At 36.1% G+C, this 25,173-nt stretch carries 28 protein-coding genes; 12 read left to right on the forward strand and 16 right to left on the reverse strand.

What is annotated here, in order from left to right:
* Nucleotides 1–19: 19 nt before the first annotated feature.
* Nucleotides 20–1,114 carry an acyltransferase family protein gene (locus tag GWK10_RS14110; RefSeq protein ID WP_164033025.1) on the reverse strand — a complete coding sequence of 365 codons (1,095 nt, stop codon included), beginning with the start codon at nt 1,112–1,114 and terminating at the stop codon, nt 20–22.
* Nucleotides 1,115–1,192: 78 nt separating this feature from the next.
* Between GWK10_RS14110 and GWK10_RS14115 the strand changes: the two genes are divergently transcribed.
* The 4 genes from GWK10_RS14115 to GWK10_RS14130 all read left to right on the forward strand — a co-directional run bounded on the left by GWK10_RS14115 (nt 1,193) and on the right by GWK10_RS14130 (nt 4,938).
* Complete coding sequence (locus GWK10_RS14115; protein ID WP_204263139.1) at nt 1,193–1,831, forward strand: SprT-like domain-containing protein; 639 nt, start codon at nt 1,193–1,195, stop codon at nt 1,829–1,831.
* Nucleotides 1,832–2,026: 195 nt separating this feature from the next.
* The gene (locus GWK10_RS14120) at nt 2,027–3,106 is read left to right on the forward strand and encodes a mannose-1-phosphate guanylyltransferase (protein ID WP_164033026.1); all 1,080 of its coding nucleotides are present in this window, start codon (nt 2,027–2,029) and stop codon (nt 3,104–3,106) included.
* A 3-nt stretch (nt 3,107–3,109) separates the two neighbouring features.
* A complete protein-coding gene (locus GWK10_RS14125) occupies nt 3,110–4,567 on the forward strand; it encodes a DUF389 domain-containing protein (RefSeq protein WP_164033027.1) in 1,458 nt (485 codons plus the stop codon).
* 5 nt (nt 4,568–4,572) lie between these two features.
* Nucleotides 4,573–4,938, forward strand: coding sequence for a VOC family protein (locus tag GWK10_RS14130; protein WP_164033028.1), 366 nt, complete (start codon nt 4,573–4,575; stop codon nt 4,936–4,938).
* A 31-nt stretch (nt 4,939–4,969) separates the two neighbouring features.
* Here the strand turns inward: GWK10_RS14130 and GWK10_RS14135 are convergent, their stop codons facing one another.
* From GWK10_RS14135 to GWK10_RS14145, 3 genes are read right to left on the reverse strand one after another with little or no spacing between them, the layout of a single operon-like run.
* Nucleotides 4,970–5,302 (reverse strand): DUF1905 domain-containing protein, encoded by a 333-nt coding sequence (locus GWK10_RS14135; RefSeq protein WP_239540764.1) that lies wholly within the window; start codon nt 5,300–5,302, stop codon nt 4,970–4,972.
* A 3-nt stretch (nt 5,303–5,305) separates the two neighbouring features.
* Nucleotides 5,306–6,070 (reverse strand): ABC transporter ATP-binding protein, encoded by a 765-nt coding sequence (locus GWK10_RS14140; RefSeq protein WP_164033029.1) that lies wholly within the window; start codon nt 6,068–6,070, stop codon nt 5,306–5,308.
* Nucleotides 6,070–6,807 carry an MlaE family ABC transporter permease gene (locus GWK10_RS14145; protein ID WP_164033030.1) on the reverse strand — a complete coding sequence of 246 codons (738 nt, stop codon included), beginning with the start codon at nt 6,805–6,807 and terminating at the stop codon, nt 6,070–6,072. Before GWK10_RS14145 ends, GWK10_RS14140 begins: the two co-directional genes overlap by 1 nt.
* 131 nt (nt 6,808–6,938) lie before the next feature.
* Between GWK10_RS14145 and pafA the strand changes: the two genes are divergently transcribed.
* The gene (gene pafA, locus GWK10_RS14150; protein ID WP_164033145.1) at nt 6,939–8,576 is read left to right on the forward strand and encodes an alkaline phosphatase PafA; all 1,638 of its coding nucleotides are present in this window, start codon (nt 6,939–6,941) and stop codon (nt 8,574–8,576) included.
* Between the two features lie 140 nt (nt 8,577–8,716).
* Here the strand turns inward: pafA and GWK10_RS14155 are convergent, their stop codons facing one another.
* On the reverse strand, nt 8,717–9,397 hold the full coding sequence (locus GWK10_RS14155) for a hypothetical protein (protein ID WP_164033031.1): 681 nt from the start codon (nt 9,395–9,397) through the stop codon (nt 8,717–8,719).
* Between the two features lie 112 nt (nt 9,398–9,509).
* On the opposite strand from GWK10_RS14155, the gene GWK10_RS14160 reads away from it, so the two are divergent.
* Both GWK10_RS14160 and GWK10_RS14165 read left to right on the forward strand, forming a co-directional pair.
* Entirely contained in the window at nt 9,510–10,058 is a 549-nt protein-coding gene (locus tag GWK10_RS14160; protein ID WP_164033032.1) for a ClpP family protease, read from the forward strand.
* Between the two features lie 61 nt (nt 10,059–10,119).
* On the forward strand, nt 10,120–11,643 hold the full coding sequence (locus tag GWK10_RS14165) for a serine hydrolase (RefSeq protein WP_164033033.1): 1,524 nt from the start codon (nt 10,120–10,122) through the stop codon (nt 11,641–11,643).
* Nucleotides 11,644–11,729: 86 nt separating this feature from the next.
* Here the strand turns inward: GWK10_RS14165 and GWK10_RS14170 are convergent, their stop codons facing one another.
* The 3 genes from GWK10_RS14170 to GWK10_RS14180 all read right to left on the reverse strand — a co-directional run bounded on the left by GWK10_RS14170 (nt 11,730) and on the right by GWK10_RS14180 (nt 13,013).
* Complete coding sequence (locus GWK10_RS14170; protein ID WP_164033034.1) at nt 11,730–12,122, reverse strand: plastocyanin/azurin family copper-binding protein; 393 nt, start codon at nt 12,120–12,122, stop codon at nt 11,730–11,732.
* A 61-nt stretch (nt 12,123–12,183) separates the two neighbouring features.
* Nucleotides 12,184–12,732: a carboxymuconolactone decarboxylase family protein gene (locus tag GWK10_RS14175; protein WP_164033035.1), complete on the reverse strand. Its 549-nt coding sequence runs from the start codon at nt 12,730–12,732 to the stop codon at nt 12,184–12,186.
* A 122-nt stretch (nt 12,733–12,854) separates the two neighbouring features.
* Entirely contained in the window at nt 12,855–13,013 is a 159-nt protein-coding gene (locus GWK10_RS14180) for a hypothetical protein (RefSeq protein WP_164033036.1), read from the reverse strand.
* Nucleotides 13,014–13,172: 159 nt separating this feature from the next.
* On the opposite strand from GWK10_RS14180, the gene GWK10_RS14185 reads away from it, so the two are divergent.
* Both GWK10_RS14185 and GWK10_RS14190 read left to right on the forward strand, forming a co-directional pair.
* A complete protein-coding gene (locus GWK10_RS14185) occupies nt 13,173–13,754 on the forward strand; it encodes a M23 family metallopeptidase (protein WP_164033037.1) in 582 nt (193 codons plus the stop codon).
* A 30-nt stretch (nt 13,755–13,784) separates the two neighbouring features.
* Nucleotides 13,785–14,243, forward strand: coding sequence for a nuclear transport factor 2 family protein (locus GWK10_RS14190; RefSeq protein WP_204263140.1), 459 nt, complete (start codon nt 13,785–13,787; stop codon nt 14,241–14,243).
* 80 nt (nt 14,244–14,323) lie between these two features.
* Here the strand turns inward: GWK10_RS14190 and GWK10_RS14195 are convergent, their stop codons facing one another.
* Genes GWK10_RS14195 through GWK10_RS14205 form a run of 3 tightly spaced genes read right to left on the reverse strand, consistent with a single transcriptional unit; the run spans nt 14,324 to nt 16,999 of the window.
* Nucleotides 14,324–15,163 (reverse strand): DUF2911 domain-containing protein, encoded by an 840-nt coding sequence (locus GWK10_RS14195; RefSeq protein WP_164033038.1) that lies wholly within the window; start codon nt 15,161–15,163, stop codon nt 14,324–14,326.
* The gene (locus GWK10_RS14200; RefSeq protein WP_164033039.1) at nt 15,160–16,275 is read right to left on the reverse strand and encodes an AraC family transcriptional regulator; all 1,116 of its coding nucleotides are present in this window, start codon (nt 16,273–16,275) and stop codon (nt 15,160–15,162) included. Before GWK10_RS14200 ends, GWK10_RS14195 begins: the two co-directional genes overlap by 4 nt.
* Before the next feature lie 25 nt (nt 16,276–16,300).
* Nucleotides 16,301–16,999 carry a hypothetical protein gene (locus GWK10_RS14205; protein WP_164033040.1) on the reverse strand — a complete coding sequence of 233 codons (699 nt, stop codon included), beginning with the start codon at nt 16,997–16,999 and terminating at the stop codon, nt 16,301–16,303.
* 196 nt (nt 17,000–17,195) lie between these two features.
* Between GWK10_RS14205 and GWK10_RS14210 the strand changes: the two genes are divergently transcribed.
* Together GWK10_RS14210 and GWK10_RS14215 are read left to right on the forward strand one after the other, a co-directional pair.
* Nucleotides 17,196–17,522 carry an ArsR/SmtB family transcription factor gene (locus tag GWK10_RS14210; protein WP_239540765.1) on the forward strand — a complete coding sequence of 109 codons (327 nt, stop codon included), beginning with the start codon at nt 17,196–17,198 and terminating at the stop codon, nt 17,520–17,522.
* A 3-nt stretch (nt 17,523–17,525) separates the two neighbouring features.
* On the forward strand, nt 17,526–17,987 hold the full coding sequence (locus GWK10_RS14215; RefSeq protein ID WP_164033041.1) for an SRPBCC family protein: 462 nt from the start codon (nt 17,526–17,528) through the stop codon (nt 17,985–17,987).
* 13 nt (nt 17,988–18,000) lie between these two features.
* On the opposite strand, the gene GWK10_RS14220 is transcribed toward GWK10_RS14215, so the two are convergent.
* The 4 genes from GWK10_RS14220 to GWK10_RS14235 form a co-directional block, all read right to left on the reverse strand.
* A complete protein-coding gene (locus tag GWK10_RS14220) occupies nt 18,001–18,888 on the reverse strand; it encodes a pirin family protein (protein ID WP_164033042.1) in 888 nt (295 codons plus the stop codon).
* Nucleotides 18,889–18,945: 57 nt separating this feature from the next.
* Nucleotides 18,946–19,767, reverse strand: a complete 822-nt coding sequence (locus GWK10_RS14225) for an AraC family transcriptional regulator (protein ID WP_164033043.1) — start codon at nt 19,765–19,767, stop codon at nt 18,946–18,948.
* 245 nt (nt 19,768–20,012) lie between these two features.
* Nucleotides 20,013–20,789, reverse strand: a complete 777-nt coding sequence (locus GWK10_RS14230) for a zinc ribbon domain-containing protein (protein WP_164033044.1) — start codon at nt 20,787–20,789, stop codon at nt 20,013–20,015.
* 3 nt (nt 20,790–20,792) lie between these two features.
* Nucleotides 20,793–21,908, reverse strand: a complete 1,116-nt coding sequence (locus GWK10_RS14235; RefSeq protein ID WP_164033045.1) for a Nif3-like dinuclear metal center hexameric protein — start codon at nt 21,906–21,908, stop codon at nt 20,793–20,795.
* A gap of 46 nt (nt 21,909–21,954) precedes the next feature.
* Here GWK10_RS14235 and lpxK point away from each other — a divergent pair, with 46 nt between their 5' ends.
* Nucleotides 21,955–22,989, forward strand: a complete 1,035-nt coding sequence (gene lpxK / locus GWK10_RS14240; protein ID WP_164033046.1) for a tetraacyldisaccharide 4'-kinase — start codon at nt 21,955–21,957, stop codon at nt 22,987–22,989.
* Here the strand turns inward: lpxK and GWK10_RS14245 are convergent.
* A complete protein-coding gene (locus GWK10_RS14245; protein ID WP_164033047.1) occupies nt 22,973–25,168 on the reverse strand; it encodes an ATP-binding protein in 2,196 nt (731 codons plus the stop codon). The genes lpxK and GWK10_RS14245 overlap by 17 nt on opposite strands.
* Between the last annotated feature and the right edge of the window lie 5 nt (nt 25,169–25,173).

Here is a 25,173-nt window from a genome sequence, read left to right on the forward strand (position 1 = left end):
TTTACCCTTAACCCAAGATTCAAACCCGAATAACTTTCCCTTTCTTGTACAACCAATAAGCAAACAGCCAAACCAACATTGTAATGCTCAATGCAAATAAAAGACTGCCTAATTTATCGCCAATAGGTTGAAATACCTTTTGATACAAAAGCGCATATCCGTTACTCTCTTCGATTTTTATAATGCGCATCAATATTTTTACAACAACTATAGATAGTACATAACTAATCAGCGGATTCCTGCCGAATACTTTGAAAACAAAAGCCCATTTGTCAAGTTTCATAATATCGATGACCCAAATTAAGAGCGCCCAGACTAAAGTGATGATTCCTGAGGTAAAAAAGACATAAGAGCCAGTCCATAGAGGCTTGTTTATTGGATAGATTATGTTCCATAGTAATCCCAGACCGATAGCAGTAATTCCGAAAAACAGTAGATTTCGTGTTTTACCGTTTACCAAAGCATTCGATTCCATAAAATATCGACAGACTAAGTAGCCCAATAAAACCTGCCCCGCTGATGATAAGGTTCCTAGCAATCCTTCTGGGTCAAATGGGATTCCGAAACCGCCATACACATGTTTTTCGCCGACTAATATAATATCTAAAGGACCGCTAATATTTCCATCTAGCGCAAAAGGATCAGCTCCAACCGGAAAGAAATACAGTATTCCCCAATGAGCAAGAAGTAATACGACAAATGCGATTATAATATGATTTCTCTTTTTAATAAAACTCAAAATAAAACCTGCCAACAAAAATGCTAGAGCGATGCGCTGCAGCACACCAAAAATTCTTAAATCAACAATATTCTGATGATAAAAAGGAAACCAGTTTAAAGCGAGTCCAATTAAAAGAATGAGTAGCCCTCGTTTTAATACTTTACCAAAGAGTAATTTATTACTTGAACTCGCCTTTTTGAAAGAGATAAACATTGACATACCAACGATAAATAAGAAGCTAGGAAAAACCAGATCAGTTGGAGTAGTGCCATGCCATTTAGCGTGTAAAAGGGGTGCATATACATGGGACCATGACCCTGGTGTATTGACCACGATCATTAAAAAGATGGTAAGGCCTCTTAAAATATCGATCGATTGAATTCGATTTTTCATTAGTCTGTTGGTTTAGTTGGAGAAGTGAAGTTACAATTTTCGTTTTTTGTTGAATAAACTGTAATAAAAAGGGAGAGGATGAGGCACTTCTTATTTGGTAAATCCATTATTTTTGAAACAGTGAAGGATATCTTAGCACAATACATTCCTGAAAGGGCAATTGAACCAGTTTTTGAGTTGATAAAGTTGAACGAAATTCACCTTAAAATTGTTCGCGAGCGCGTTACACGACATGGTGACTATCGGAGAATGCCAAATGGGCAACATCAAATTACCGTAAATGCCAGTTTGAATAAATATCGGTTTTTAATTACCCTGATTCATGAGATAGCGCACTTATTAGCTTTTGAAAAATTTGGTAGAAGAATTAAGCCTCATGGTATCGAGTGGAAAATGACCTTTCAGAAGTTGATGGTTCCATTTATAAATCCCACTATTTTTCCATCAAATTTATTGCCGATAATTGCCAAGCATTTTCGAAACCCAAAAGCCAGTAGTGATACTGACGCACACTTATCGGTAGCACTCAAAAAATATGACCCAGAAAATGATAAAAACTATGTTTTTGAAATTAGAGATGGTCAATTATTTAGAATACACAACGGTCGCATTTTTAAAAAAGGAAATAAAAGAGTAAAACGGTACGAATGCGTTGAGGTGAAAACAGGAAAAATATACCTTTTTAATCCCAATGTGGAGGTGGAGTTGTTGAGTTAGCCCAAAATGTCAGGTCGAGTGATTTTTTTGAGGCACGAAGAAAAAATAGTATCGAGACCCCACTTTACAAAAGTGGTCGTATTAAGTATACTGTCATATTAATAGTGAGGTAAAGGTTCTCGATACAATTCTATGTTCCCTTAGGGTTACATACAATCACTCGAACTGACATTCGATTAAATAAAAATTTAAAAAATGAATAAAAACTATTACGCCATACTAATGGCAGGAGGAGTAGGATCGCGTTTTTGGCCAGTAAGTACAAGTAGCTTCCCGAAACAGTTTCACGATATGTTAGGGACAGGGGAGACCCTGATTCAAAAAACCTTTAGCCGACTTTCGAAGATTGTTCCAGCTAAAAATATTTTCATTCTAACGAATGAGCGATACAATGACCTTGTTTTCGAACAATTAGGCGGTATTACACAACGACAAGTAGTGTTAGAACCGGCCATGCGAAACACGGCACCTTGTATTTTATATGCAGCTCTAAAAATTCAGAAAGAGAATCCCGATGCTGTGATGGTCGTAGCACCAAGCGATCATTGGATTGAGGATGAACAAGCGTTTACCAACAATATCCAAACAGCTTTTGATACTTGTGAAGGCGAAGATGTTTTAATGACTCTGGGTATAAAACCGAGTTTTCCAAATACAGGTTATGGCTATATTCAATATGAAAAAGGAACGAAAAGTGATGTAAAAATGGTAGCACAATTCACTGAAAAACCAGATTACGAAACAGCCAAATCGTTTTTAGATCAAGGAAATTACTTGTGGAACGCGGGCATTTTTATTTGGTCTGTAAATAGCATTGTAAAAGCGTTTCAAAATTTATCACCTGCTATGTTCGATCTTTTTGATAAAGGAATGGACAGCTACAACACAAGTGAAGAATCAGCTTTTATCCTGGAAAATTATCCAAAGGCAGAGAATGTTTCTATTGATTACGGAATCATGGAAAAGTCGACCAATGTTAAGGTGTTGCCAGCAACTTTCGACTGGAATGACCTAGGTACTTGGGGGTCGCTTTATGATAAGTTGGATAAGGATGTATCTGATAATGCGATAGTTAACGGAAAAACCTTGCTGTTAAACGCTGAAAATAATATGATTAGAACTTCCAAAGGAAAACTGGTGGTTGTTGATGGACTAAATGATTATATTGTAGTTGACAAAGAGGAAGTTTTATTAATATATCCTAAAAAGAAAGAGCAGGATATTAAAAAAGTACTGAATCAAGTTAAAGACACTTTTGGAGAACATTACGGATAATTTATGGAGAACACCACACCTAACCAAAACGAAGACCTAAACGAAGAAGTTTCAAAAGACGAAGTAAAAAAAGAGTTTGGCGATGCCTGGGGGAGTTTAAAAAAATTCTTGCGCGAGTTACTGGATATTCGGAGTAACACAGACCAAAAAGCAACTATTGAAGCTATTGTGGCGGACATCCCGTTTAAAGGGCATACTTCTTGGATTCTAGTCTGTTCCATTTTTATTGCATCTGTTGGTTTAAATGCCAATAGTACGGCAGTGGTAATTGGGGCGATGTTAATTTCACCATTAATGGGTCCCATTTTAGGAATGGGTATGTCTTTGGCTATTAATGATATTGATACCTTACGAAGATCCGTTAAGAACTTCTTGGTGATGGTAGTGTTAAGTATACTTACTGCCTTTTTGTTTTTTTATGTATTTCCGGTAATTGGTGATAATCCTTCTGAACTTCTGGCAAGAACGAAACCGGATATTCGTGATGTTTTGATTGCTTTTTTTGGGGGACTTGCTTTGGTAATTGCTCGTGCTAAAAAAGGAACCATTGCTTCAGTTATTTTTGGTGTGGCGATTGCTACAGCTTTAATGCCACCTTTGTGTACTGTGGGGTTTGGTTTGGCAATCGGTCGTTTTGACTTCGCCATTGGAGCAATGTATTTATTTCTAATCAATACTATTTTTATCGGATTGGCTACTTTTTTGGTTCTCAAATTACTTCGTTTCCCGATGGTTCGTTATGCAAACTCTGCGAAAAGAAGATTTATTGCTAGAGTAGCATCTTTAGTCGGTTTGGTCATGATGATTCCAGCTGGATATATTTTTTATAACGCATTACAAGAATCTAGATTTGATAGTGCCTTGAATACGTTTATTAATGATTACGTAAAAACCTATAAATTTTCCAAAGGTGGCCGCTATGTTGATGATTTAAGCGAAAAAGATTACAATGGAGGTGAACCAATAATAGAACTTGTGTTTGTTGGAAATGAAGGTATTCCTGAAACTGTCGAAGATACATGGAAGTCGCAAATAGCGCAGTCAAGTAATGGTGCATTGTCCAAAGCAAAATTAACAATTTTTCAAGGCGGTAGAGATGATAATCAAGAGAGGCTTGAATATATAACTGAATTATATCAGGACAAAAAAGCACAGCTTTCCTCAAAAGAAGCGCAAATCCAATTACTGGAAGATGAGGTTGCAGAGTTGAGTAAATTGAAAGATGAGGTCGACTTTGAAGCAGTTATATCAGAGGCAAAGATCAATTATGAAGACCTAAAAGAAATGGGTTATGCTCGCTTAGTAAAATCTAATTTTAGTAAAATGGACACTACGTTGCTATTTACAGTAAAATGGAAAGATTCTATGGATATTTCAAAATCTTTTGCAGAGCAACGTAAACTAAAAAAATGGCTCGAAACCCGTTTGAAAAAAGATAGTATTGTAATTCAAAGAGATTAGAATAGATGAAGCATGACATCAAATCCATAAGAGCCTTTATCGGGGCTAAGAATTTTGACCTTTCAAGAGGCTTCTATAAGGATCTCGGTTTTGAAGAAGTAAGACTTGGTAAAATGTCGTATTTCGGAAATGATGGCTTCGGCTTTTACCTTCAGGATTATTACACAAAAGACTGGGTTGATAATACTATGGTATTTGTAGAGGTTGATGATGTCGATCGTTATCATAAAGAATTATCCGAGTTACAGCTGGATCAAAAATACGATGGAGTTAGGCTAACACATATTCATAATAATGATTGGGGACGAGAGTGTTTCTTGTATGATCCAAGCGGAATTTTATGGCATTTTGGAGAGTTCGCTAAAGGATAAATTGAAGCTTGAAAAGGAAAATGTGATTTCCTTAAATCCAAATACGAGCAGCTACTTCTTGATCAATTGAAATACCTTCCTTTTTTCGGATTTCTGCTTTTAGCGGAAGCAGATAGACATTGGATTTTGAATCAAACCAAATTGCCGTTTTCCATTCTGTTTTTCCAATTTGTGCTGTAGCTTTTAATCGTCCCCATCCTTCCTCTTCATTTTTGAACATTGTTCTTATTTCATTTGAAATTTCTTTCGGGATGCTTACAAAAAACCAACCCCCAGGAGCATCATGTTGCCAAGTGTTTGTCGTAAAATGATATTGGACTCCTTTTAAAGGCATTTCGAATTCTTCAGAAAAACTTAAATCCAATAATCAATTCTCGTCTATATAGGCCTGTCTTACTTTTTTGAATAGATTGGATGAGTATACAAAATCAGTGACTGCCTCATTATCGGTTTTAAAGATCTCTTTGTTGGTGCCTTCCCAAGCCTTTATTCCATCTTTTAAAAACACGATCTTTTCGCCAATTTCCATTACCGAATTCATGTCATGCGAATTAATTACCGTAATGATTTGATATTCGTCAGTAATTTCCTGTATTAAATTGTCAATTAAAATGGCCGTTTTAGGGTCTAGACCACTATTAGGTTCATCACAAAACAAATATTTAGGGTTCATAACAATTGCTCTAGCAATGGCAACCCTTTTTTGCATTCCTCCAGATATTTCCGATGGATAACGCTTTTCCGCATCTAACAAGTTCACACGCTTTAATACAAAGTCAACCCGATCTGCCATCTCGCTTTTACTTTGATTGGAAAACATTTTTAGCGGGAACATTACATTCTCTTCAACCGTCATACTATCAAATAACGCACTACCCTGAAATACCATTCCTAGCTCTGTACGTAATTCTCTTTTTTCATTCTCCTCTAATTCAGAATATATCTTTCCATCAAATGAGATAGTTCCTTCATCTGGTTCGAAAATACCGAGTAAAGACTTTAGAAAAACCGTTTTTCCCGAGCCACTTTGACCAATTATCAAGTTTGTTTTTCCTTTTTCAAAAGTGGTAGAGATTCCTTTTAAAACATGATTATCGCCAAACGATTTATGTAAATTATTGACCTCTATCATTAACCAAGTATTAATTGTGTTAGTATAAAATTAAGCACGATGATTACGATACTTGTCCAAACAAAAGCGGTTGTACTTGCGCGGCCTACTTCTAAGGCGCCACCTTTCATATAATAGCCATAAAAAGCAGGAACTGTGGCTAGTACAAATGAGAAAACTACTGTTTTAATAAAAGCATATGCTATATGATAGGTCTTGAAGTCCATTTGCAGTCCAGTCGTAAAAGCCTCGCTAGAAGTTAATCCACCGACAACGCCTGCTGTCCAACCTCCTAAAATGCCTAAAAACATTCCTATTGCTATTAAAAAGGGATACAAAGACATAGCGACTATCTTAGGAAAAACAAGATAGTTTAGTGAATTTACACCCATTACGTCTAGTGCATCTATTTGTTCCGTAACTCGCATTGTGCCTATACTCGATGTGATAAACGAGCCAACTTTTCCTGCCATGATGATGGATACAAAAGTGGGTGCAAACTCTAATATGATAGACTGCCTTGTTGCAAAACCTATAAGATATTTAGGAATGAACGGGTTGTCAATATTTAGTGCCGTTTGTATAGTGACTACACCACCAACGAAAAAAGAAATAAATGCAACAATACCTAAGGAGTTATTGATAAGATCATTCATTTCTTTGAGGATAAGATCCTTTAAAATTAACCACTTTACAGGCTTGCTGAAAACTTTTCGGAGCATAGCAAAATAGCGGCCTAGATTTTCAATATAAATCATAGGATAAAAATAGGGTTTATCATCTAGAAATTGAATAGACAAAAGCAAAATGATAACAATCACTTTAATTATAATCATCACCCGTCAACCAAAATGCATTATTTTTGAAATACAAAATTATATCAGACATCATGGTTAAGAATTTGTTGGCAGTATTGTTGGTTTTTGGAAGTATATCTATTAAGGGTCAATCAGAAAAAGCTCCTTTTGAAAACCCTAAATTGGTAGTAGGAATTGTAGTTGACCAAATGCGGTATGATTACCTAACTCGCTTTTGGGATCGTTACGGAGATGGTGGATTTAAACGTATGGTCAACGAGGGATTCAATTGTAAAAACAATCACTTTAACTATGTGCCTACCTATACTGGTCCTGGACATGCATCGGTGCATACAGGTACTACACCAAGTGTTCACGGGGTGATTAGCAATAACTTTTATGATAAGCGTAATGATAAAATGGTTTATTGTGCAGGAGATGATCGTTATAATAGTGTTGGTTCTAAAACTGATGCAGGTAAAATGAGCCCGCACCGAATGCTTACCACTACGGTGGCAGATCAAAATAGACTTCATACCCAGATGCGTGGCAAAACAATTGGGGTTGCAATTAAAGACCGGGGCTCGATATTGCCTGCGGGACATTCTGCTAATGCGGCCTATTGGTTTACTGGTGGGGATGAAGGCAATTGGATTACTAGTACGTATTATATGCAAGAGTTGCCAGATTGGGTGAAGAAATTTAACAAAAAACACAGTTTAGAAAAATACCTTGATACTTGGGAGACCTTATATGATTTGAAAACCTATACCGCTAGTGGTGCTGACAAAAATAATTTTGAAGGCGGTTTTAAAGGAAAAGAGAGTGCTACGTTTCCTTACAATCTTAAAAAGTTAAGTAAGGAAAATGGGAATTATGGTATTTTAAGGGCTACACCTTTTGGTAATAGTCTAACGACTGACTTTGCTCTTGAAGCATTAGATAAAGAAGAATTGGGTATGGATAGTGAAACCGATTTTTTGGTAGTGAGTTATTCTAGTACTGACTATGTAGGACATAATTTTGGGGTGAATTCCGTTGAAATAGAGGATACCTATTTACGCTTGGATAAGGATTTAGAACGTATCTTTAAAGAGCTAGACAAAAAAGTGGGCAAAGGAAAATACACAGTATTTTTAACTGCGGATCATGGTGCTGTACATGTACCTTCTTATTTGCAGTCGCTAAAAATACCAGCTGGGTATTATAATAACACCGATTTTCGAAATAGGATCAAAGAGTTTTTAAAAACTAAGTTCGGTTCAGAAAAACTACTCATCAATATGTCGAACAATCAGTTGTTTTTAGATCATGATCTGGTGGATGAAATGGGACTTGATGAGGAAAAAATTCAAGAAGCTTTAGTACGTCATATTTTGCAGTATGATTTTATTCATAATGCCTATAGTGCTGAAAATTTAATGGAAGGAGACTTTACCGAAGGGTTAGAAGTATCACTTAAGAATGGATATAATCAAATGCGATCCGGAGATGTTATTTATGTGATGAATCCTGCAGTAATTTTATATTCGCGAACGGGTTCAACCCATGGGACTGGTATGACTTATGACACCCATGTACCACTATTATTTTTTGGGCAAGGTATTAATCAAGGAAGCACCACACATAAAACAAGTATTACCGATATAGCGCCAACAATTTCAAGTTTGTTAGGAATTGCATTTCCCAATGGTGCCACTGGTCAGCCTATTACTAAGGTGATTGATTGATATTTTAGAAGCAAGAATGCAGAAATAGATTTTTTCCACTTTTTAAGGTAAGGCTCTTCTTCTTGAGGAGAGGCGGGGGTGAGGTGTTTCTCAGTTTAATCCAATTTAAATACAGTTTTATTAGCATTGAGCCCAATAGGCTAATTCATAATCACTTCCACATTGGTAAAATACAATTGCAATTCACGATCGGGAGAATAGTGACTTGTGGATAGTGTAATGCCATTAAAGTCCTCATTCTTTTCCCAGGTGGTTATCATACTTGGTTCTGATGCATTTCCTTTTCTAAAAACCCATTCCTTTATTAAATAATCCTGATCATAATAAAGATCATATGCATCTCCTGGTGTATATCCTCCTTCAGCAGGGTAGGTAATGGTCAATTTTCCTAGTAGTTCTCCGCCAATAGGAGATTGAATACTGTCCTTAGTGGTTATGTTGGCCGTGCTATCCCAGATTAACTGAAAGGGTGCAAGTAGCCAATATTTATCATTTATAAAGCGTTGATCAGAAACTTGATCTCCCTCAGCTAAATTTTTGGTGTTAAAACTAACATCTCCCTCTTCAGTTTGCACAGTAACATCAGAAGTTTTTGGTTTCCATGACCACGCGCGTTCATAATGATTGTCAGGTCTATCAACATTAAATGTAAACCGAATCTCTTCAACCTTATGCCAGTTTTTTATTCCGTAGGCATCGGCAATTTTTTCCTGAACACTTCGCTCGTCAATGGCAGTTTCAGGATTTGCTTCGTCTTTTTTATTTGATTTACAAGCGACAAATAAACTAATACTTAAGAGGATAACAGCTATTTTTTTCATTGTAATGCTTTCTTACTTGAGACAATAAAAATAAGAATTTACCAATGCATGTGCTAATAGTGTAGTAGTTGAATATTGCTTATTTTTATACAGTAAAATACGATTGATACTAATGAAAGAAAAAAAGAATAAAATACAGGATCTTATTGACTTAAAAATGCTGGAAGAACGCAAGGTATTTTTATGGGGAATGGTAGATGATAAATCTGCAAAACATGTGGTAGAGCGTTTGATGTATTTGGATAGTGTGAGTAATGAGGAAATTCAATTATACATTAATAGTCCAGGTGGATATGTTACTTCTGGTTTTGCAATGTATGATACTGTTAAAAGCTTGAAAAGTCCAGTGTCTACCATTTGTACAGGTTTGGCCGCTTCTATGGGCTCAATAATGTTGTCTGTTGGAAAAAAAGGGAGACGTTTTATTCAACCTCATGCCAAAGTAATGATTCACCAACCTAGCGGTGGTGCACAAGGGCAAGCATCTAACATCGAGATTCAGGCAAAAGAGATTATCAAAACCAAAGAGCTTAGTGCTCGAATATTAGCGGATAATTGCGGACAGTCTTTCGAAAAAGTTATGAAAGACTTTAATCGTGATTACTGGATGGATGCTCAAGAATCTGTTGAATACGGTATTGTTGATGGTATTCTGGAATAAATCAAGAAAAGATATAGAAAGGCTTCCAATTCGGGAGCCTTTCTTTTTTAATACAATTAATATGATACGAGTTATAATTTCCATTTGTTGTCTGCTTGTTTTATCTGGAGTTCAGGCACAAAAGGTTAATCTCAAAAAGTTAGATAAATACATTGAAAACGCTGTTGAGGAATGGGGTGTTCCTGGGCTTAGCGTTGCCATTGTGAAAGATGGTGAAATCGTTTTTGAAAAGGGATATGGAGTGAAGGAACTCGGGGAACCTGAGAAGAATGATGAACATACCTTGTATGCAATAGCAAGCAATACAAAGGCATTTACTAGTGCTATGGTGGCACAGTTAGTAGAGGAAGGAAAGCTAAAATGGGATGATCCCGTACAAAAGTATATTTCATATTTTGAAGTGTATGATCCGACAGTTTCAGGTATGGTGACCATTAGGGATCTGCTGAGTCATCGAGTTGGTTTAGGCACTTTTTATGGTGATGTAACATGGTATCGAAGTGATTTCACTTCAGAGGAAATCATCAAAAACATTAAGCATGTTCGACAAACCTATCCATTTAGAAGTGGTTACGGCTATTCTAATTTAATGTTCATTACGGCTGGAAAAGTGATTGAAGAGGTTACGGGAAAAAGCTGGGAGGAAAATGTTCAAGAACGCTTATTAGACCGAGTTGGAATGACCAGAACAATTGCCAGTGTTGCAAAGCTAGATTCGAAAGGTAATTATGCCAATCCACATAAATGGGATAATGGTAAGCACCGACCGACGCCCTGGGTTTCTTGGGATAATGTACAAGCAACTGGAGGGCTGCTGTCAAGTGTTCATGACATGGGACTTTGGATTGCGGCAAACCTAAATCATGGTGTGATTAAGAACGATACACTTTTTAGTAAAGCAAGTCGTAATCAAATGTGGAAGCCACATACCACAATGACAAGAAATCATGTTGGCAAGAATGATTTTGGAAATCGTTGGGCCGGATATGGCCTCGGTTGGTTTTTGGGAGATTACCAAGGTAAATATATGGTGCGCCATGGTGGCGGTTATGACGGGATGATATCGACAGTAAATCTATTGCCCGATCTTGATTTGGGAGTAGTGGTGCTTACTAATGGCGTGAAGGTTCCTACTAGTGCAATTGCGTATTATGTTTTTGATCGGTATTTGGGTAGAGCTGAAAAAGATTGGTCTTCTTTCTTTAAAGTCGGGAGCGATAGATTTTATAACGGAGATACCAGAATAGCAGACCTAAAGGCAAAAAGAGTACCCGACACAGAAGCTTCATTTACCAAGAATGATATTTCGGGGACTTACATAGCAGACGGTTATGGGGAGATTAAAGTATCTGAGGAAAATGGGAAATTAGTACTTGATTTTACAAGATCACCAGATTTAAAAGCGACACTTTCTCATTGGCATTATGATACTTATCAAATACATTGGGAAAAAGATCAGCCATGGTTTTCGTTTGGTACTGTTCAATTTACGGCCGATAATAACCATAAAGTAAAAGGTATTGAGTTTGAAGTACCCAATGACGATTTCTTTTTTGAGGAGTTGAATGCGGTTAAACAATATTAAAATGTCAGTCTGAGCGCAGTCGAAGACCACTTTCAGCAAAAAAAGGCCTCCATTTCTGGAGGCCTCGGCTTACCCATAGGTTCGACTTACTTGACAATAAGAGTATTGTCTGTCGAGGTAGGGTTCAGGGGGCAAAAGTATACGTATTCTCCTTTTTCTAAGGAAACAACATTTGACTTTTGCGAGGTGCCTGTTGCAACCGCTTGGGTTACATAGGCTGTTTTAATATGATTTTCGGGTTTTGATATATCCTGCCCTTTTTTTACTAAAACAAAACCTACATTGTGTCCTACGGCATTGTTTGAGATCTCAAAAATGTAGGAACCAGGCGCTACAGTAATTTGTTTTTGAGTGAACTCACCTTTTGTTTGTTCTAATGCAATGGTTTTAGTAGCAGCGTCTTTCATCATTTTCTCTTGAGCGTTTGTTGAAAATGCTACTGCGAATACTAATACGAATACTGAGATTACTTTTTTCATAATTTGAATTTTTGCTTCCGCTTAGACGGATACTTGTTTAATGTTAATTACTATTTATTGATTAAATTTCTACTGTTTCTAAAGCCAATGCAGCTGGAAAATCTACTGGGACTTGAGTTGTTCGATGCAAGTAGTTTGAGATTGTTTTATCGCCTACAAGAACGATTGTATCTACCAAATTCTCTTTAGTATATCCAGCTTTGAAGAAATTGTTAACTACAGTTTCATCAGTCTCACCTCTATTTTCAGTAATGTTCTTGGCCAATGCTGCTAGGGCATTCAGCTTAGTGTCGAATGTTGCCGCACCAGATCTTATTTCTAGGATTTGTTCGTCATTGAATCCATTCATTTTTCCTATTGCAGTATGTGCGGCTAAACAATATGCACAATTGTTAACTTGACTTACAGCAAGGTTGACTACTTCTTTTTCTTTAGCGCTTAGTGACGTCTTTGCTCCTGAAAGTGTTAGATAATTTCCTAGTGCATTTTCTGAATGCGCATAGGTTGCAAATAAATTAGGTACAAAACCAAGTTGGTTTTTAAGTTTGTCAAAAATAGCTTGATTGTTACTGCTAACTTCTTCTCTGTTTGGTACGTTAAATGTGCTCATAATTTTAATTTTTATTTTCCGTTAATATGGAGGTTTGTGTGATTTATAAATTCTTATGCAAATGTCGGATGTGCTTTCGTGCAATACGATGAACAATCTTCCTTAGTGCATGTCAATTTTTCCTAAATGATATTTTCTTTGGTGATAAATGGTTTTTCAGCATCACAATAGAAATCATGATGACCTTTTTGTGAACAATGCGATTTTGGAGAAATCGTATTCAAAATTTTTCTATTTCCTCTTCTAAAGATGTCTATTAAATTAAATATGGACTTGTTCATAATTTCCTTTTTTTGTTCAAATTGAAAAAATCAACTTGATGATTAATAACAGTGCAAAGATGCGTTTGAAATAGACCTTAGAGAATGGTTGTATTTCCTTAGTGCATGTCAATTTTTCCCTAATGATACTTTTTTATGAATTTGTATCTTTAAGATCGAATGATTACACGCACTACAGAACGATTTTTAGTTTGGCTTTTTGGCTGGATGGGTCGACTCTTTAGAGACAGAAGAACCCGAAAGTATACTTTAGTACCGCTAGTTATAATAATTATAGGCTTTCTGCTTCCACAAAAAATGATTATTCCTGTAAAGGGGGCAACTACAGCCGATTGGGATGATAATTCGTTTTGGGCCTATCCATGGGGGAGTTCTATTACTCATAAGGGAGTTGATATTTTTAAGGAAAAAGGGACTGATGTTATAGCATCAACGCACGGAATTGTCATTTATACCTATGAAGGCGGAAAAGGAGGAAAGAGTGTAATGGTTCTCGGTCCGAAATGGCGTTTTCATTATTATGCGCATCTAAACGAAATTGATGCTTTTCCCTTGCAACCAGTCAAGGCTGGCACCAAATTAGGGACTGTCGGAAATACAGGGAATGCCATTAATACACCATCACATTTACATTATGCTATTATCACTCCATTTCCTTATTGGTGGTTACGGGATCCGGAAGCCATTCAAGGATATAGAAAAATGTTTTATTTAGATCCAGATACCTGGCTGCGTAAATGAGGATTTTATCAATCAATTAAACAATAGAAAATGAAAAGAATAACAGTTTTAGTAATTATCTTATTTGGTGTCAATTTTTCCAAGGCACAAACAACAACTGATCCTGATATCAAGGCAGTACAGCAATTAGTGCAAGATGTATTTGATGATGTTTGGTCTGACTATAAAAAAGAAACACTTAATAAGTATCATACCAAAGATTTTATCATATTAGAACATGGCGAGGTGTGGACGAATGATACAATTGCCGACTGGTGTGTGCGTGCGGCCAAACGAGATCAAGGCGTTGAGCGAATTAATAGTTTTGATTTTTTTAAAACAGAAAAAACGGCCGATCGCATCTGGATGGCATACCACAACTATGCGACATTTAAAGGTAGTCAAGGCGAATCTAAAATGCAGTGGTTAGAAAGTGTCATCGCAATAAAAACGGATAGTGGTTGGAAATTGCAAATGATGCATTCTACAAGATTACCAAGAAAAAACTAGCGTAGTAAGATAAACGCAAGAACATTCTTTAAAAGAAGATTCTTGCATTTGTAGTATCGAATAAAGATTGATAAGGCTCGCTATAATTCCGCTATTAGCTTTTTACTGAATCTGATGAAATCGTCGTTTTTTGCCTTCTCTGAAAGCTCAAGAGATCGTTTGGCAGCTGTAAGTGCTTCATTCTTTCTTCCCAGGTCTTTTAGAATTAATGCTTCTCTATACACCATAAAAAACTGGGCATTTTTACTTTTAGTAGCATTTTGAATATACGTTAATGCCTTAGGTAATTCAATCTTATTTTCGTGTAAATACAGGGCCGCATTGAAATTTTCAAAAATGCTTGGGCCAGCCATTGCGTGATCTATGTTTTTAAGAACTTGAGCTTTTGTGTCTATTTGTATTGGAATTTGAATGCTGGTTCGATTCCAACTTATTTCCAAATCTGCACCATCCATCGTGACATTTTGAATTGCATATTCTAATGATTCTATTGGTGCATTTAGTTGTTGAATAGAAATATCTAAGATAGCAATTGGATCTTTTTCAACATAAGAAGACCAATTGGTACTATCGTATTTGTAAATAAATACCTCCCAAGAAGTGCTACTAGGTTTAGTTAAAATCGTGTAATCACCTTTAGGCAAATTTGCCTCACCAAATGAAAGATCGCTGGTAAAACTAATTTTTGTTGCTGCATTCGCCCCGGTACGCCAAAACTTTCCATAGGGTACAATGCCATCTTTACCGAAAATCGTTCTTCCTTTTACCGCTGGACGCGAATAAGTAATTTCAATATCGGTCAAACCAACTGTTTGTTTTACCGTCGATCCGGGGCTTAGTGCAGGTGTTCTTAATTGTGCTTGTACAGAAAGTGATCCTATGAAAAGAGCAAGCACTAGTGCATATAGTTTTAATTTCATGATGTTATATTTTGATTATTAAAATATTCTGAGGGCGAGACACCCATCAGTTTTTTAAATGATTTATTAAATGTGGTTTTTGAATTGAAACCTGCTTCTTGAGCAAGACCATAAAAAGTGAGATTTTGGGCTTTTTCTGTTCGGGCTAGTGCTACGAATTCCTTAATCCGATAATAGTTTACATATTCAAAAAAGTTCATGCCAATATTCTCGTTTAACAATCGTGCTAATTCAGGATTACTGGTGCCGAGCATTTCGGCAAGTTCAGCCTTAAGCAGTTTGTTATTCAAATATGGTTTCTTCTCTTCCATTAGCTGATCGAGTTGTTTTTTCATTAAATCAAGATCCGTTGTTGAAAGTTTAGATTGAGCATATTTTTGGATAATTTCTAATTGTGTAATCCGGTAGACTTCAGGAGAAATCATACCATAATAGGTTATAAACAAGACTATAAACGCCATTGCCATCCAAATTGATGGCCGCGCATCACGTTCGATCATATCATAGCCAAATAAACTAATCATATATAAGGTGAGCCACACTAAAAAACCTAACCCCATAATAATATGAAGGTATTTGAAGAAATTAGTTTTTAAAGTATATGAAAGCTCGTTTTTGATTTGCTTTTTGAAATCGGTTAAGACTTTCAAGCTCATTCCCCAATAAGTTATATTAACTATTAAACCCAGCGCATGACAGGCCCAAACTACTCGTTTGAGTTCACCCGTTTGAATACGATTTGTCACCACTGTATCACTAGCTAGGACAAAATAGATAAGTATAAAAGTCATATATCCTATACTCGGTATATAATGCAATAGATCTTGAGTGTTCAGTTTTCTGTTTTGTAAAGATGACCTAGTTAATAAATACAACGTAGTACCAAAAAGCATTGCTGCCCATTCCGATACAGAATTTAAGCGCCAGTTTCCTCCAAAAACTCCGGCGGCATATAATACCCTTCCACTCAACCCTAGGAATAATGCTATAACTAAAATAGCTAGAAATGCATTGATGTTTCGTCTATTCTTTTTTGAGAATAAGAAGACACCCAATAGCAAAAGGCATTGGAAAAATGCAAAATATACTAGTTGATTGAATAAGGTTTGCATAGAATTGTTTAAACGGTCAAATTAGCTAATTCAAGACGAATTGATGGGTGTTTTTTATACTCTTTAACAACGATTTCTCAGTTTTTTTCTGGTATCTTTCAAATGCCTTTTGACTTTCCCATTGTGTAATGATGGTAACTGTAGGATCGTACTCATATCCTTCTGGGGTTTTTCCGTTTTGCAGAACTAAAATTAGTTTTCCGCCATAATTAGCGATGTTCGATTTTTGATTTTTTAGAAACTGCTTTTCCTTTTTGCTCTTGCTCCAATAGGAAGTCACAACATTATACTTATTACGATCTATTGTGAATGTTGTATTGGCGGGCATTTCGTGATATGCAAGCACAAAATATTTGAAAATTGCTTTACGCTGTTCATGAAAATCTGGAACAGCTGGAACAATAGCATCTAAAAAGGCTTCTCTTTTTTCAAGAGAGTTCCATTTACCAAATACAAAAGTATTGGCTTCGTTATTTCCCTTAGTGGTATTTTTAATTCTAAAACCAGGCATTGGTTGATAAGAATATTTTGAAGCTACAGGAAAGGCAGTCTTCTTGTATCTGTCAAATAAAGTGTTGATATCAGGGTTGTTTGATAGTAATAAAATATCAAGCACTTCTCCCTTTTTAAAACTTAGCGTATGTAGTTTGTTTTGGGCTGTAACCTGAAACATTGCCGCAAAAAGAAAAAGTAAGCCTACTGTAGTTCTTAAATTGATCTTCATTATTAAATATGATTTATTGATTATTGACTGCGAATGTATACCGGAGTCTTCATCCTATGAAGAAAATTAGTGGGAGATGGGTTCGCATACGGTATGTGTACGTAGGGATACTGTATTTAATACCTAAACTGATGGTTTTATTAAATAAATTTGTGTAACCGAATGATTACACATATATTTGTAACCGATTAGTTACATGATTATGAGAAGAGATGTTTTTCAGGCCATTGCCGATCCGGTTAGGAGAGATATCATTGAGTTGTTGAGTAAAGAGGATATGACTGTAAATGAGGTGGCAGAGAATTTTGAAATAAGTCGACCAGCTATTTCGAAGCACCTTAAGATCTTAAATGAATGTGAGGTGATTCATATTAAAAAGGATGGGCGGGCACGAATTTGTACGATTGTGCCCAAGCAATTAATGACGGTGGCTGACTGGCTAGAGAAGTATAGAAAATTATGGGATAATAAACTGGATAATTTCGAGAATTATCTAGAAGAACTTAAACGTAAAAATCAATAAATTATGGATTATAAAAATGCACCTGCTAATTGTGTGCTAACAATTGAGAGAGCCTTTGATGCACCTCTAGATCTAGTTTGGGAAGCTTGGACGAAGCCGGAACATATAGCCAACTGGTGGTCACCTGGACCAATGACTATGGACATTAAAAAGTTTGATTTTGAAGTAGAAGGTGACTGGGAATATAGTATGATGATGGATAATGGAAATGAATTTATCGCCAAAGGTAGATATGTTGAAATCAGTCCTAAAAATCGAATCGTTACAACAGCAAGTTTTTTGCCTATGACCGATGGAGTGACTTTGGTTGCCGACTTTATGGAAGCGGGTGATAAAACTGAATTTACATTTAAAGTTGTTCACCCTACACCCGAATATGCAAAGCAACAACTTGATATGGGCGCCATGAACGGTTGGGGCGGTGTATTTGAAGGTTTGAGTAAATACCTGACTCAAATCGCTTAAAACCAGTAACGAGTTATTTAAATTGAGGAGGTTTCGGGAGCGGTACATAAGTTTCGTCTCCCTTAACTTTCGGCCAATTTCTATTTTCCCAATTTGTCTTAGCCTCTTCTATTTTTTCCTTGGAATGGGATACGAAATTCCAAAATATATGGCGTTCTTCCGGAAATGGCTCACCGCCAAAAAGCAATAAATGGGTATCGGGTTGAATGAGTATGTCGCAAATGTCTTCGGTTTTACTAATAAGCATATTACCTTCCTTGATGCTTTCATCACACGCTTTTATACCTCCGGAAACAATACATATTCCAATTTCACCTTGAAGTTTTCCTTTTGCTGAAAAACGATAGGCTTCTTTAGTTTTAATCTCTACCATAAAAAGAGGTGAGTGAACGGGTACAGGGGATTCTTTGCCAAACCCTTTTCCAGCAATTAATTTAAAACTGGTGCTTCCATCGCTCCAGTTGGGTAATTGGTTTGCTTTTATATGATGAAATTCAGGATCGATATCTTCTAGTTGTTTGGGAAGTGCAATCCAAATTTGATAACCATGTAATTTGTGATTCCCATTTTCACGAAGTGCTTCTGGAGTTCGCTCCGTATGCGAGCAACCTTTTCCAGCGACCATCCAGTTTACAGATTCGGGTGTAATAATTTGCGAAGTGCCAATACTGTCATTATGATGAATTTGCCCTTCTAACAAATAAGTTAATGTAGCTAATCCGATATGTGGATGTTGATCTACATCTAAGAATTTTCCATTTCCTATTTCGGAAGGACCCATATGATCAATAAATGCGAATGGACCAACCATTCGTTTTTTTCGAAATGGGATTAATCTTCCTACTAAGAAATCACCAATATCGCGACTTCGTTCTTCAATTATTAATTTGTTATATGACACTTCAGCTTTATTTGTAGCTTAAAGATACAACATACTGAAATTGAAAAAGTAATTGCGCTACTTACTTCCTCTAATTGTCGATGGGCTTTGTCCAGTATGTTTTTTAAACAATCTACTTAAATGCGAGGGGTCTTCAAAACCAAGGTCGAAAGCTATTTGTTTAGCGCTTTTATCAGTATAATGTAATAGGCGTTTTGCCTCTAAAACAATTCGATCATGTATGATCTGTAGTGGAGATCGATCATATTTAGCAAAACTATTAGATAGCGTTTTTGGAGACTTAAAGAGCTTGTCAGCATAAAACTTTACAGAATGCTCGTTTCTAAAATGATCTTCTACTAGAACATTAAAATGCCTTAAAAGATCGATTTTTTCTGTCTCAGGTAATTGATTGCCTTGTTTGTAAAGCCGAGTCGTTTTAATGATAAAGCGAGTCATTAACATTCGCAACATTTCTGCTTGAATAGTATCTTCAGTTTCCATTTCATCTAAAAAAATATCATGTAAGACATTAAATTTTTTCAGTTCAGTTTTATTTAGTTCAATAATTGGTTTTTGGTGATGGCCATAAAACAAAACCCCTACACAGCTCACTTCTTTATCATGGTCCTTTATGCAGTAGAACTCCCTATTGAATTGATATATAATGACGTTGCGTAAGTCGACAACTTTAATAAAATGATTAGGAGTTAATGACAAAATACTATTGGGTGGGATAGTGGTAATAACGTCATCAATATAGAGCGAAGCTTGCTTTTCTTTTGTACGTATAAATGTAAAGAGTGGAAGTTTTTGACTTTTTTTAAAACTTTGTAGCAAGGTTTCATCTCCTAATTTAAAAATAGCATCAGTGGTAAATTGGTTAAATTCTTTCGTCATGAAAGATTGGTCTTTTTTTTAATGAGTCCTTACAAATTAGTGATATTCCTATAAAGAAATAAAAAAGCCCCTTACTAGAGCAAGAGGCCGGTGAGAATATATAGACGCATATAGCGGATTGGATACCTTATATACGTTTAGACGAACTACTTTGGATTTTATTACAATGTAGGCGCTGTTAAAGTTGTCTTAAAACAAAAAACCCGCTTTTCGAGCGGGTTTTGATATGAACTATTTTGATAAGATTAAATCTTACTAAATATTTTTGCCATTTTTTCACGTTCTTCGTTCGCAAGGTTAGGATCTACTAGAATACGGCCACTATGTTCATCAGTGATAATCTTTTTTCTTGCAGCAATTTCCATTTGTACTTGAGGCGGAATAGTAAAGTAAGAACCACCACTTGCACCACGTTCGATTGGTACTACTGCTAGTCCGTTTTTCACACTACCACGAATACGCTTATATGCATTTACTAAACGTTCTTCAATTTGTTTTTCAAATTCCTCAGACTTTGCGATCAAAGCTTGCTCTTCTTTCTCAGTTTCCTTTAAAATATCGTCAAGCTCAGATTTTTTATGCTTTAAGTGCGTCTGGCGCTCAGTTAACTTCTCTTTTGTTTCGCTAATTACTTCTTTCTTCTGCTCGATTTGCGCTTTAAATTCTTTTATGTGCTTTTCAGCTAATTGAATTTCTAGCTCTTGGAATTCTACTTCTTTAGATAGTGAATTGAATTCACGATTATTTCGAACATTTTTTTGCTGATCGTTGTATTTTTTGATCAAGGTCTTTGCCTCTTCGATCAAAATCTTTTTCCCTTTGATATTATCATCAATTTGAGAAAGATCATCGTTCAACTTTTCCATTCTAGTATTTAGTCCTGCAACTTCATCTTCTAGATCTTCAACTTCTAAAGGAAGTTCACCACGAACATTTTTAATTTCATCAACACGAGAATCAATGAGCTGTAAATCAAACAGTGCACGTAATTTCTCTTCAACAGTAACTTCTTTTTTTGCCATACTCTAAAAATACTTGACCGGATTGGTGTTTTGCTTTGAAATAATAATCTTGCCTTCCGCTAAGGCAGGTGCAAAATTAGCAATTTTTTTGGTAAGATGCTCAGCTAAAATCGTTTTTGTAAATTGTTCACTTTCATAATGGCCTACATCAACTAAAAGAATATCATTTTCAGCTTGATAAAAATCGTGATATTTTAAGTCGGCAGTAATAAATGCTTGTGCACCAGAACGTTTTGCATTGGCTATTGCAAAACTACCTGATCCTCCTAAAACAGCGACTTTTTTAATCGCTTTGTTTAGCAAAGCGCTGTGTCGAATACATCCTGTGGGAAGGCATTTTTTTACATGGCTTAAAAAGGTGCTTTCATCCATTTCTACGTCAAGTAAACCTGTCATGCCCATACCAATATGTTGATTGGTGTTTTCTAGGGTAGTAATTTCATATGCAACCTCTTCGTAAGGGTGCTCTTCTATTAAAGTTTTAATGATCTTAGATTCTAAGTGTTTGTGAAAAGTAATGCCAAGTTGAATTTCATCTTCATATTGGGTAGTTCCTTTTTCACCAACTGTCGGGTTCGAGGCTTCGTTCCCGTTAAAGGTACCAATACCTTGAACGTTAAAACTGCATTCGTCATAATTACCAATTGCTCCAGCACCATTATCAAATAAAGCCTTTCGCAGGTCAGCCGCTTTTGAAACGGGAACATAAGTAATTAATTTCTTGACAGTGTTTTTTTGTGGAATAAGTATTTGTCTATCGTTTAATCCAAGTGCATTGCATATAGCTGCGTTTACACCTTCAATACAGTTGTCAAGTGCTGTATGTATTGCATAGATAGCGATATCGTTCTTAATGGCTTTCATGACCACACGTTGCACATAATCGGTGCCATTAAACTTTTTGATGCCTTTAAATACGATTGGATGAAAGCTAACAATAAGATTGCAGTTTGTAGCAATGGCTTCGTCTACGACACTTTCTAATGCGTCGTGTGCAACCAGAATACCAGTGACTTCTGTCTGATATTGGCCAACTAATAAACCTACATTATCAAAATCTTCGGCGTATGGCAGGGGTGCAAGTATTTCTATAATTGTACTAACCTCTTTAATGGTCATTAGTCCTTATTTTTTATAAAGATAAAAATAGTATAATTTCGCCCGTATGCGGCTATTTAGAAAATTACTACTGCCTTTTGTGCCTATTTACTACCTGATTACTTGGATGAGAAATTGGATGTATGATATAGGAATTTTGAAAAGTACGCACTTCGATGTTCCGACAATTGTAGTAGGTAATTTAAATGTTGGTGGTACGGGTAAATCTCCAATGGTTGAGTATGTTGTACGATTGTTGAAAAATAATGCCCAGCTCGCAATCTTGAGCAGGGGTTATAAACGAGAAACACATGGATTTATCCTAGCAACGGAAAATGATTCTGCTAAAACCTTGGGTGATGAGCCTTTTCAGTTTTACAACAAATTTAGTGAAGTATTGGTTGCTGTAGATGCCGACCGGGTAAATGGAATTAGCCGATTACTTAAAGGTGAAATTAAACCAGAAGTGGTTGTGTTGGACGACGCCTATCAGCATAGAAAGGTGCACGGCGGGTTTAATATCTTATTGACTGCTTATGGAAATTTATATAGTAATGACATTTTGCTCCCAACAGGGGATTTAAGAGAGCCAAGAAGTGGTGCTAAACGAGCCGATATAATCGTGGTAACCAAATGTCCTCAAGGCCTTTCGAAAAACAAACGAGAGGAAATTATAAAATCATTACATGTTAATCCTAATCAACAACTAGTATTTAGTGCGATAATATATAGTAATAAAGTAACAAACGCGCTCGATGAAGAATTTAGTTTGTTTGAATTAGGGCAAAAAGAAGTTGTACTAATTACAGGAATTGCAAATCCTAAACCGCTAGTTGAATTTTTGAAAGAACAGAAAATCACTATAAAACAACACCTCAATTATCCAGATCATCATCATTTTTCTGAGACGGAGATTAGCTCGCTTAAGGAATTGAATAAAGAGTATGTTTTATTAACTACAGAGAAAGATTTTGTTCGTTTGAAAAATGAAATAGCAAGCCTTTTTTATCTTGAGATTAAAACAGAATTTCTAGGTCGAGATGCCAAAATTTTTGATGATTCGCTAAAAAAATATGTAGAAAGTACTAAGAAACGTCCTTAATCAAGAAGGTATTGACACTTCGATAAAAGTCCTCAGGTTTAAATGGCTTGCTAATTACATCGCTGAAACCAACATCCATAAATTCCTCCATATTCTCGTCGATTGCGACTGCGGTAAGTGCAATAATTGGTAACTCTTTGTTAAACTCGCGTACCTTAGTGGTTGCTTCTACGCCACCCATTCCTGGCATATGGATATCCATTAAAACCAATTCGTAATGGTTTGCCTTAATAAGATCTATGGCCTCAAAACCATTATTGGCAATATCACAAGTCATCCCTTTTTTGGTTATCATTTTCTTAGTGATAACCTGATTGATCTTGTTGTCCTCTACCAATAAAATATGCATTCCCTGATAGCTTTCGTTATCTATAGAGGCTGGGTTTATTGACGGTTTAAATTCTATTTTGGGTGTAGCTGTCACCGTCTGTTTTTTAGATTTTTTGAACTTAATACTAAAAGAAAAAGCACTCCCTTTACCTAGCTCACTTTCAAGGTTGATATTACTATTAACTAACTCAAGTAAACTCTTTACTATTGATAGCCCTAGGCCAGTACCACCATATTTTCTGTTGATTTGTTTAGAACCTTGAGAAAAGCTTTCAAAAATCGTTTTCTGCTTCTCTTCTGAAATTCCGATACCATCATCACGTACCTCAAAATAAATGGTATGTGAGCGTTTGCCTTCTTCTAGATATTTAAGATTGACCTGTACTTCGCCATCTTTGGTAAACTTGAGTGCATTACCAACTAGATTAATAAGAACCTGAGATAGTTTTATCTTATCACCCACAACAAACTCCGGTACTGCATCATCAATATTAATGGTGATTTTGTTTCTATTTTGCGTTGAAGTTTGCGCCATACTATCACTAACTTCCTTTACCACTTCGCGTAAACTAATGTCTTCTTGATAAACCGTTAGTTTTTGCGCTTCCATCTTATTTAACTGTAAGATGTCATTTATTAACGCCAATAGATAATCGCCTGAAAATTTCAGTGATTTTAAATATTCTTTTTGATGTTCTTTAGGATCTTCCTCCATAAGCAATCGAGTTAACCCAGTTACGGCATAGAGGGGTGTTCGCAATTCATGACTTACGGTAGAAAGGAAATTAGCTTTTGCTTTTAAAGCAGCTTCAGCTTCGTCTTTTGCCAACACTAATTCGCTATTTTTCTTAAGAAGTAGCTTATTGGTTTTAATTTTTATAACGTTGTTTCGGTATAAGGAAATCGTCAATAATGAGATAATGATCAACAGTGCAGAACTGAGAATAATAGTCATGTTCTGCCGGTCGGTAGTTTCTTTACTTTTTTCTAATTCTTCATCCTTCTGTTTTAACTGGGTGTCCGCCAAATCAAGAGCAGAACGATTGGCAGCACGATTAACCGCCTGGGCTTTTTCTATGGTTAGAATGGAATCTTTGAGAGAATAATGCTTCTCAAGAAAAAAGACAGCATCGACTAGATTATTTTGGGTTTTGGCAATATCACCTAGTAATTTATTAGCTTCAATTTTTATCAAAGGATAGTCAGCATCACGACTTGCCATTTGCAACGCTTTTTTTGCATGTTGCTCAGCCTCCCCTGTTTTTTTTAGCGCATTATATGCTGAAGCCATACTTACATGGGCTAGCGCATTTAAGAACCCACCCTCGTAAGGATCGATAATGGGAAGGGCATTTTTTAACGTCTCTATTGTCTCATCATATTCTTGTTTTTCAAGATAATATTGACCACGGGCAAGTTTGACGCCCCCAAGAAAATCTGTCAAACTATCGTTTGCAATATGTGTTGCTGCGTCTTCAATATAGGTGTCCGCCTGTTCGTATTTACCAAGTTTAAGGTAATATTCAGCCCATAAACGATCATTGATAATTAGATTGCCCTTATCTTTTACTTTAAAAAGAAGATCAGAAGCAACTTGAAGTAAATCGGGGACTTTATTTAGATTTTCATCATAGGTAAGGTACAAAGATGCATAGAGGTTGTAACAAATCGCTAGTCTGAGTTCGTCATTAGCACGTTCTGCTTGCTCTTTCGCTTGATCTATGGCACGGAACGCTTTACTGTCATATGACTGATTTTTGAGTTCATACGCATTTTGAATAAGCACGTCGATACTATCAGCAACAGTTACTTCTTGACTCAATCCTAAACTGTAAGATAAAAGAGACAAGACAA

The organism is Spongiivirga citrea, from assembly GCF_010671565.1.
Taxonomy (GTDB): domain Bacteria; phylum Bacteroidota; class Bacteroidia; order Flavobacteriales; family Flavobacteriaceae; genus Spongiivirga; species Spongiivirga citrea.

Bases quoted from the DNA above. Each gene is read 5' to 3' on its own strand.
- GWK10_RS14110 (WP_164033025.1), bottom strand. From the start codon at position 1,114: ATGAAAAATCGAATTCAATCGATCGATATTTTAAGAGGCCTTACCATC.
- GWK10_RS14115 (WP_204263139.1), top strand. From the start codon at position 1,193: ATGAGGCACTTCTTATTTGGTAAATCCATTATTTTTGAAACAGTGAAG.
- GWK10_RS14120 (WP_164033026.1), top strand. From the start codon at position 2,027: ATGAATAAAAACTATTACGCCATACTAATGGCAGGAGGAGTAGGATCG.
- GWK10_RS14125 (WP_164033027.1), top strand. From the start codon at position 3,110: ATGGAGAACACCACACCTAACCAAAACGAAGACCTAAACGAAGAAGTT.
- GWK10_RS14130 (WP_164033028.1), top strand. From the start codon at position 4,573: ATGAAGCATGACATCAAATCCATAAGAGCCTTTATCGGGGCTAAGAAT.
- GWK10_RS14140 (WP_164033029.1), bottom strand. From the start codon at position 6,070: ATGATAGAGGTCAATAATTTACATAAATCGTTTGGCGATAATCATGTT.
- GWK10_RS14145 (WP_164033030.1), bottom strand. From the start codon at position 6,807: ATGATTTATATTGAAAATCTAGGCCGCTATTTTGCTATGCTCCGAAAA.
- pafA (WP_164033145.1), top strand. From the start codon at position 6,939: ATGGTTAAGAATTTGTTGGCAGTATTGTTGGTTTTTGGAAGTATATCT.
- GWK10_RS14155 (WP_164033031.1), bottom strand. From the start codon at position 9,397: ATGAAAAAAATAGCTGTTATCCTCTTAAGTATTAGTTTATTTGTCGCT.
- GWK10_RS14160 (WP_164033032.1), top strand. From the start codon at position 9,510: ATGAAAGAAAAAAAGAATAAAATACAGGATCTTATTGACTTAAAAATG.
- GWK10_RS14165 (WP_164033033.1), top strand. From the start codon at position 10,120: ATGATACGAGTTATAATTTCCATTTGTTGTCTGCTTGTTTTATCTGGA.
- GWK10_RS14170 (WP_164033034.1), bottom strand. From the start codon at position 12,122: ATGAAAAAAGTAATCTCAGTATTCGTATTAGTATTCGCAGTAGCATTT.
- GWK10_RS14175 (WP_164033035.1), bottom strand. From the start codon at position 12,732: ATGAGCACATTTAACGTACCAAACAGAGAAGAAGTTAGCAGTAACAAT.
- GWK10_RS14180 (WP_164033036.1), bottom strand. From the start codon at position 13,013: ATGAACAAGTCCATATTTAATTTAATAGACATCTTTAGAAGAGGAAAT.
- GWK10_RS14185 (WP_164033037.1), top strand. From the start codon at position 13,173: ATGATTACACGCACTACAGAACGATTTTTAGTTTGGCTTTTTGGCTGG.
- GWK10_RS14190 (WP_204263140.1), top strand. From the start codon at position 13,785: ATGAAAAGAATAACAGTTTTAGTAATTATCTTATTTGGTGTCAATTTT.
- GWK10_RS14195 (WP_164033038.1), bottom strand. From the start codon at position 15,163: ATGAAATTAAAACTATATGCACTAGTGCTTGCTCTTTTCATAGGATCA.
- GWK10_RS14200 (WP_164033039.1), bottom strand. From the start codon at position 16,275: ATGCAAACCTTATTCAATCAACTAGTATATTTTGCATTTTTCCAATGC.
- GWK10_RS14205 (WP_164033040.1), bottom strand. From the start codon at position 16,999: ATGAAGATCAATTTAAGAACTACAGTAGGCTTACTTTTTCTTTTTGCG.
- GWK10_RS14210 (WP_239540765.1), top strand. From the start codon at position 17,196: ATGATTATGAGAAGAGATGTTTTTCAGGCCATTGCCGATCCGGTTAGG.
- GWK10_RS14215 (WP_164033041.1), top strand. From the start codon at position 17,526: ATGGATTATAAAAATGCACCTGCTAATTGTGTGCTAACAATTGAGAGA.
- GWK10_RS14225 (WP_164033043.1), bottom strand. From the start codon at position 19,767: ATGACGAAAGAATTTAACCAATTTACCACTGATGCTATTTTTAAATTA.
- GWK10_RS14230 (WP_164033044.1), bottom strand. From the start codon at position 20,789: ATGGCAAAAAAAGAAGTTACTGTTGAAGAGAAATTACGTGCACTGTTT.
- GWK10_RS14235 (WP_164033045.1), bottom strand. From the start codon at position 21,908: ATGACCATTAAAGAGGTTAGTACAATTATAGAAATACTTGCACCCCTG.
- lpxK (WP_164033046.1), top strand. From the start codon at position 21,955: ATGCGGCTATTTAGAAAATTACTACTGCCTTTTGTGCCTATTTACTAC.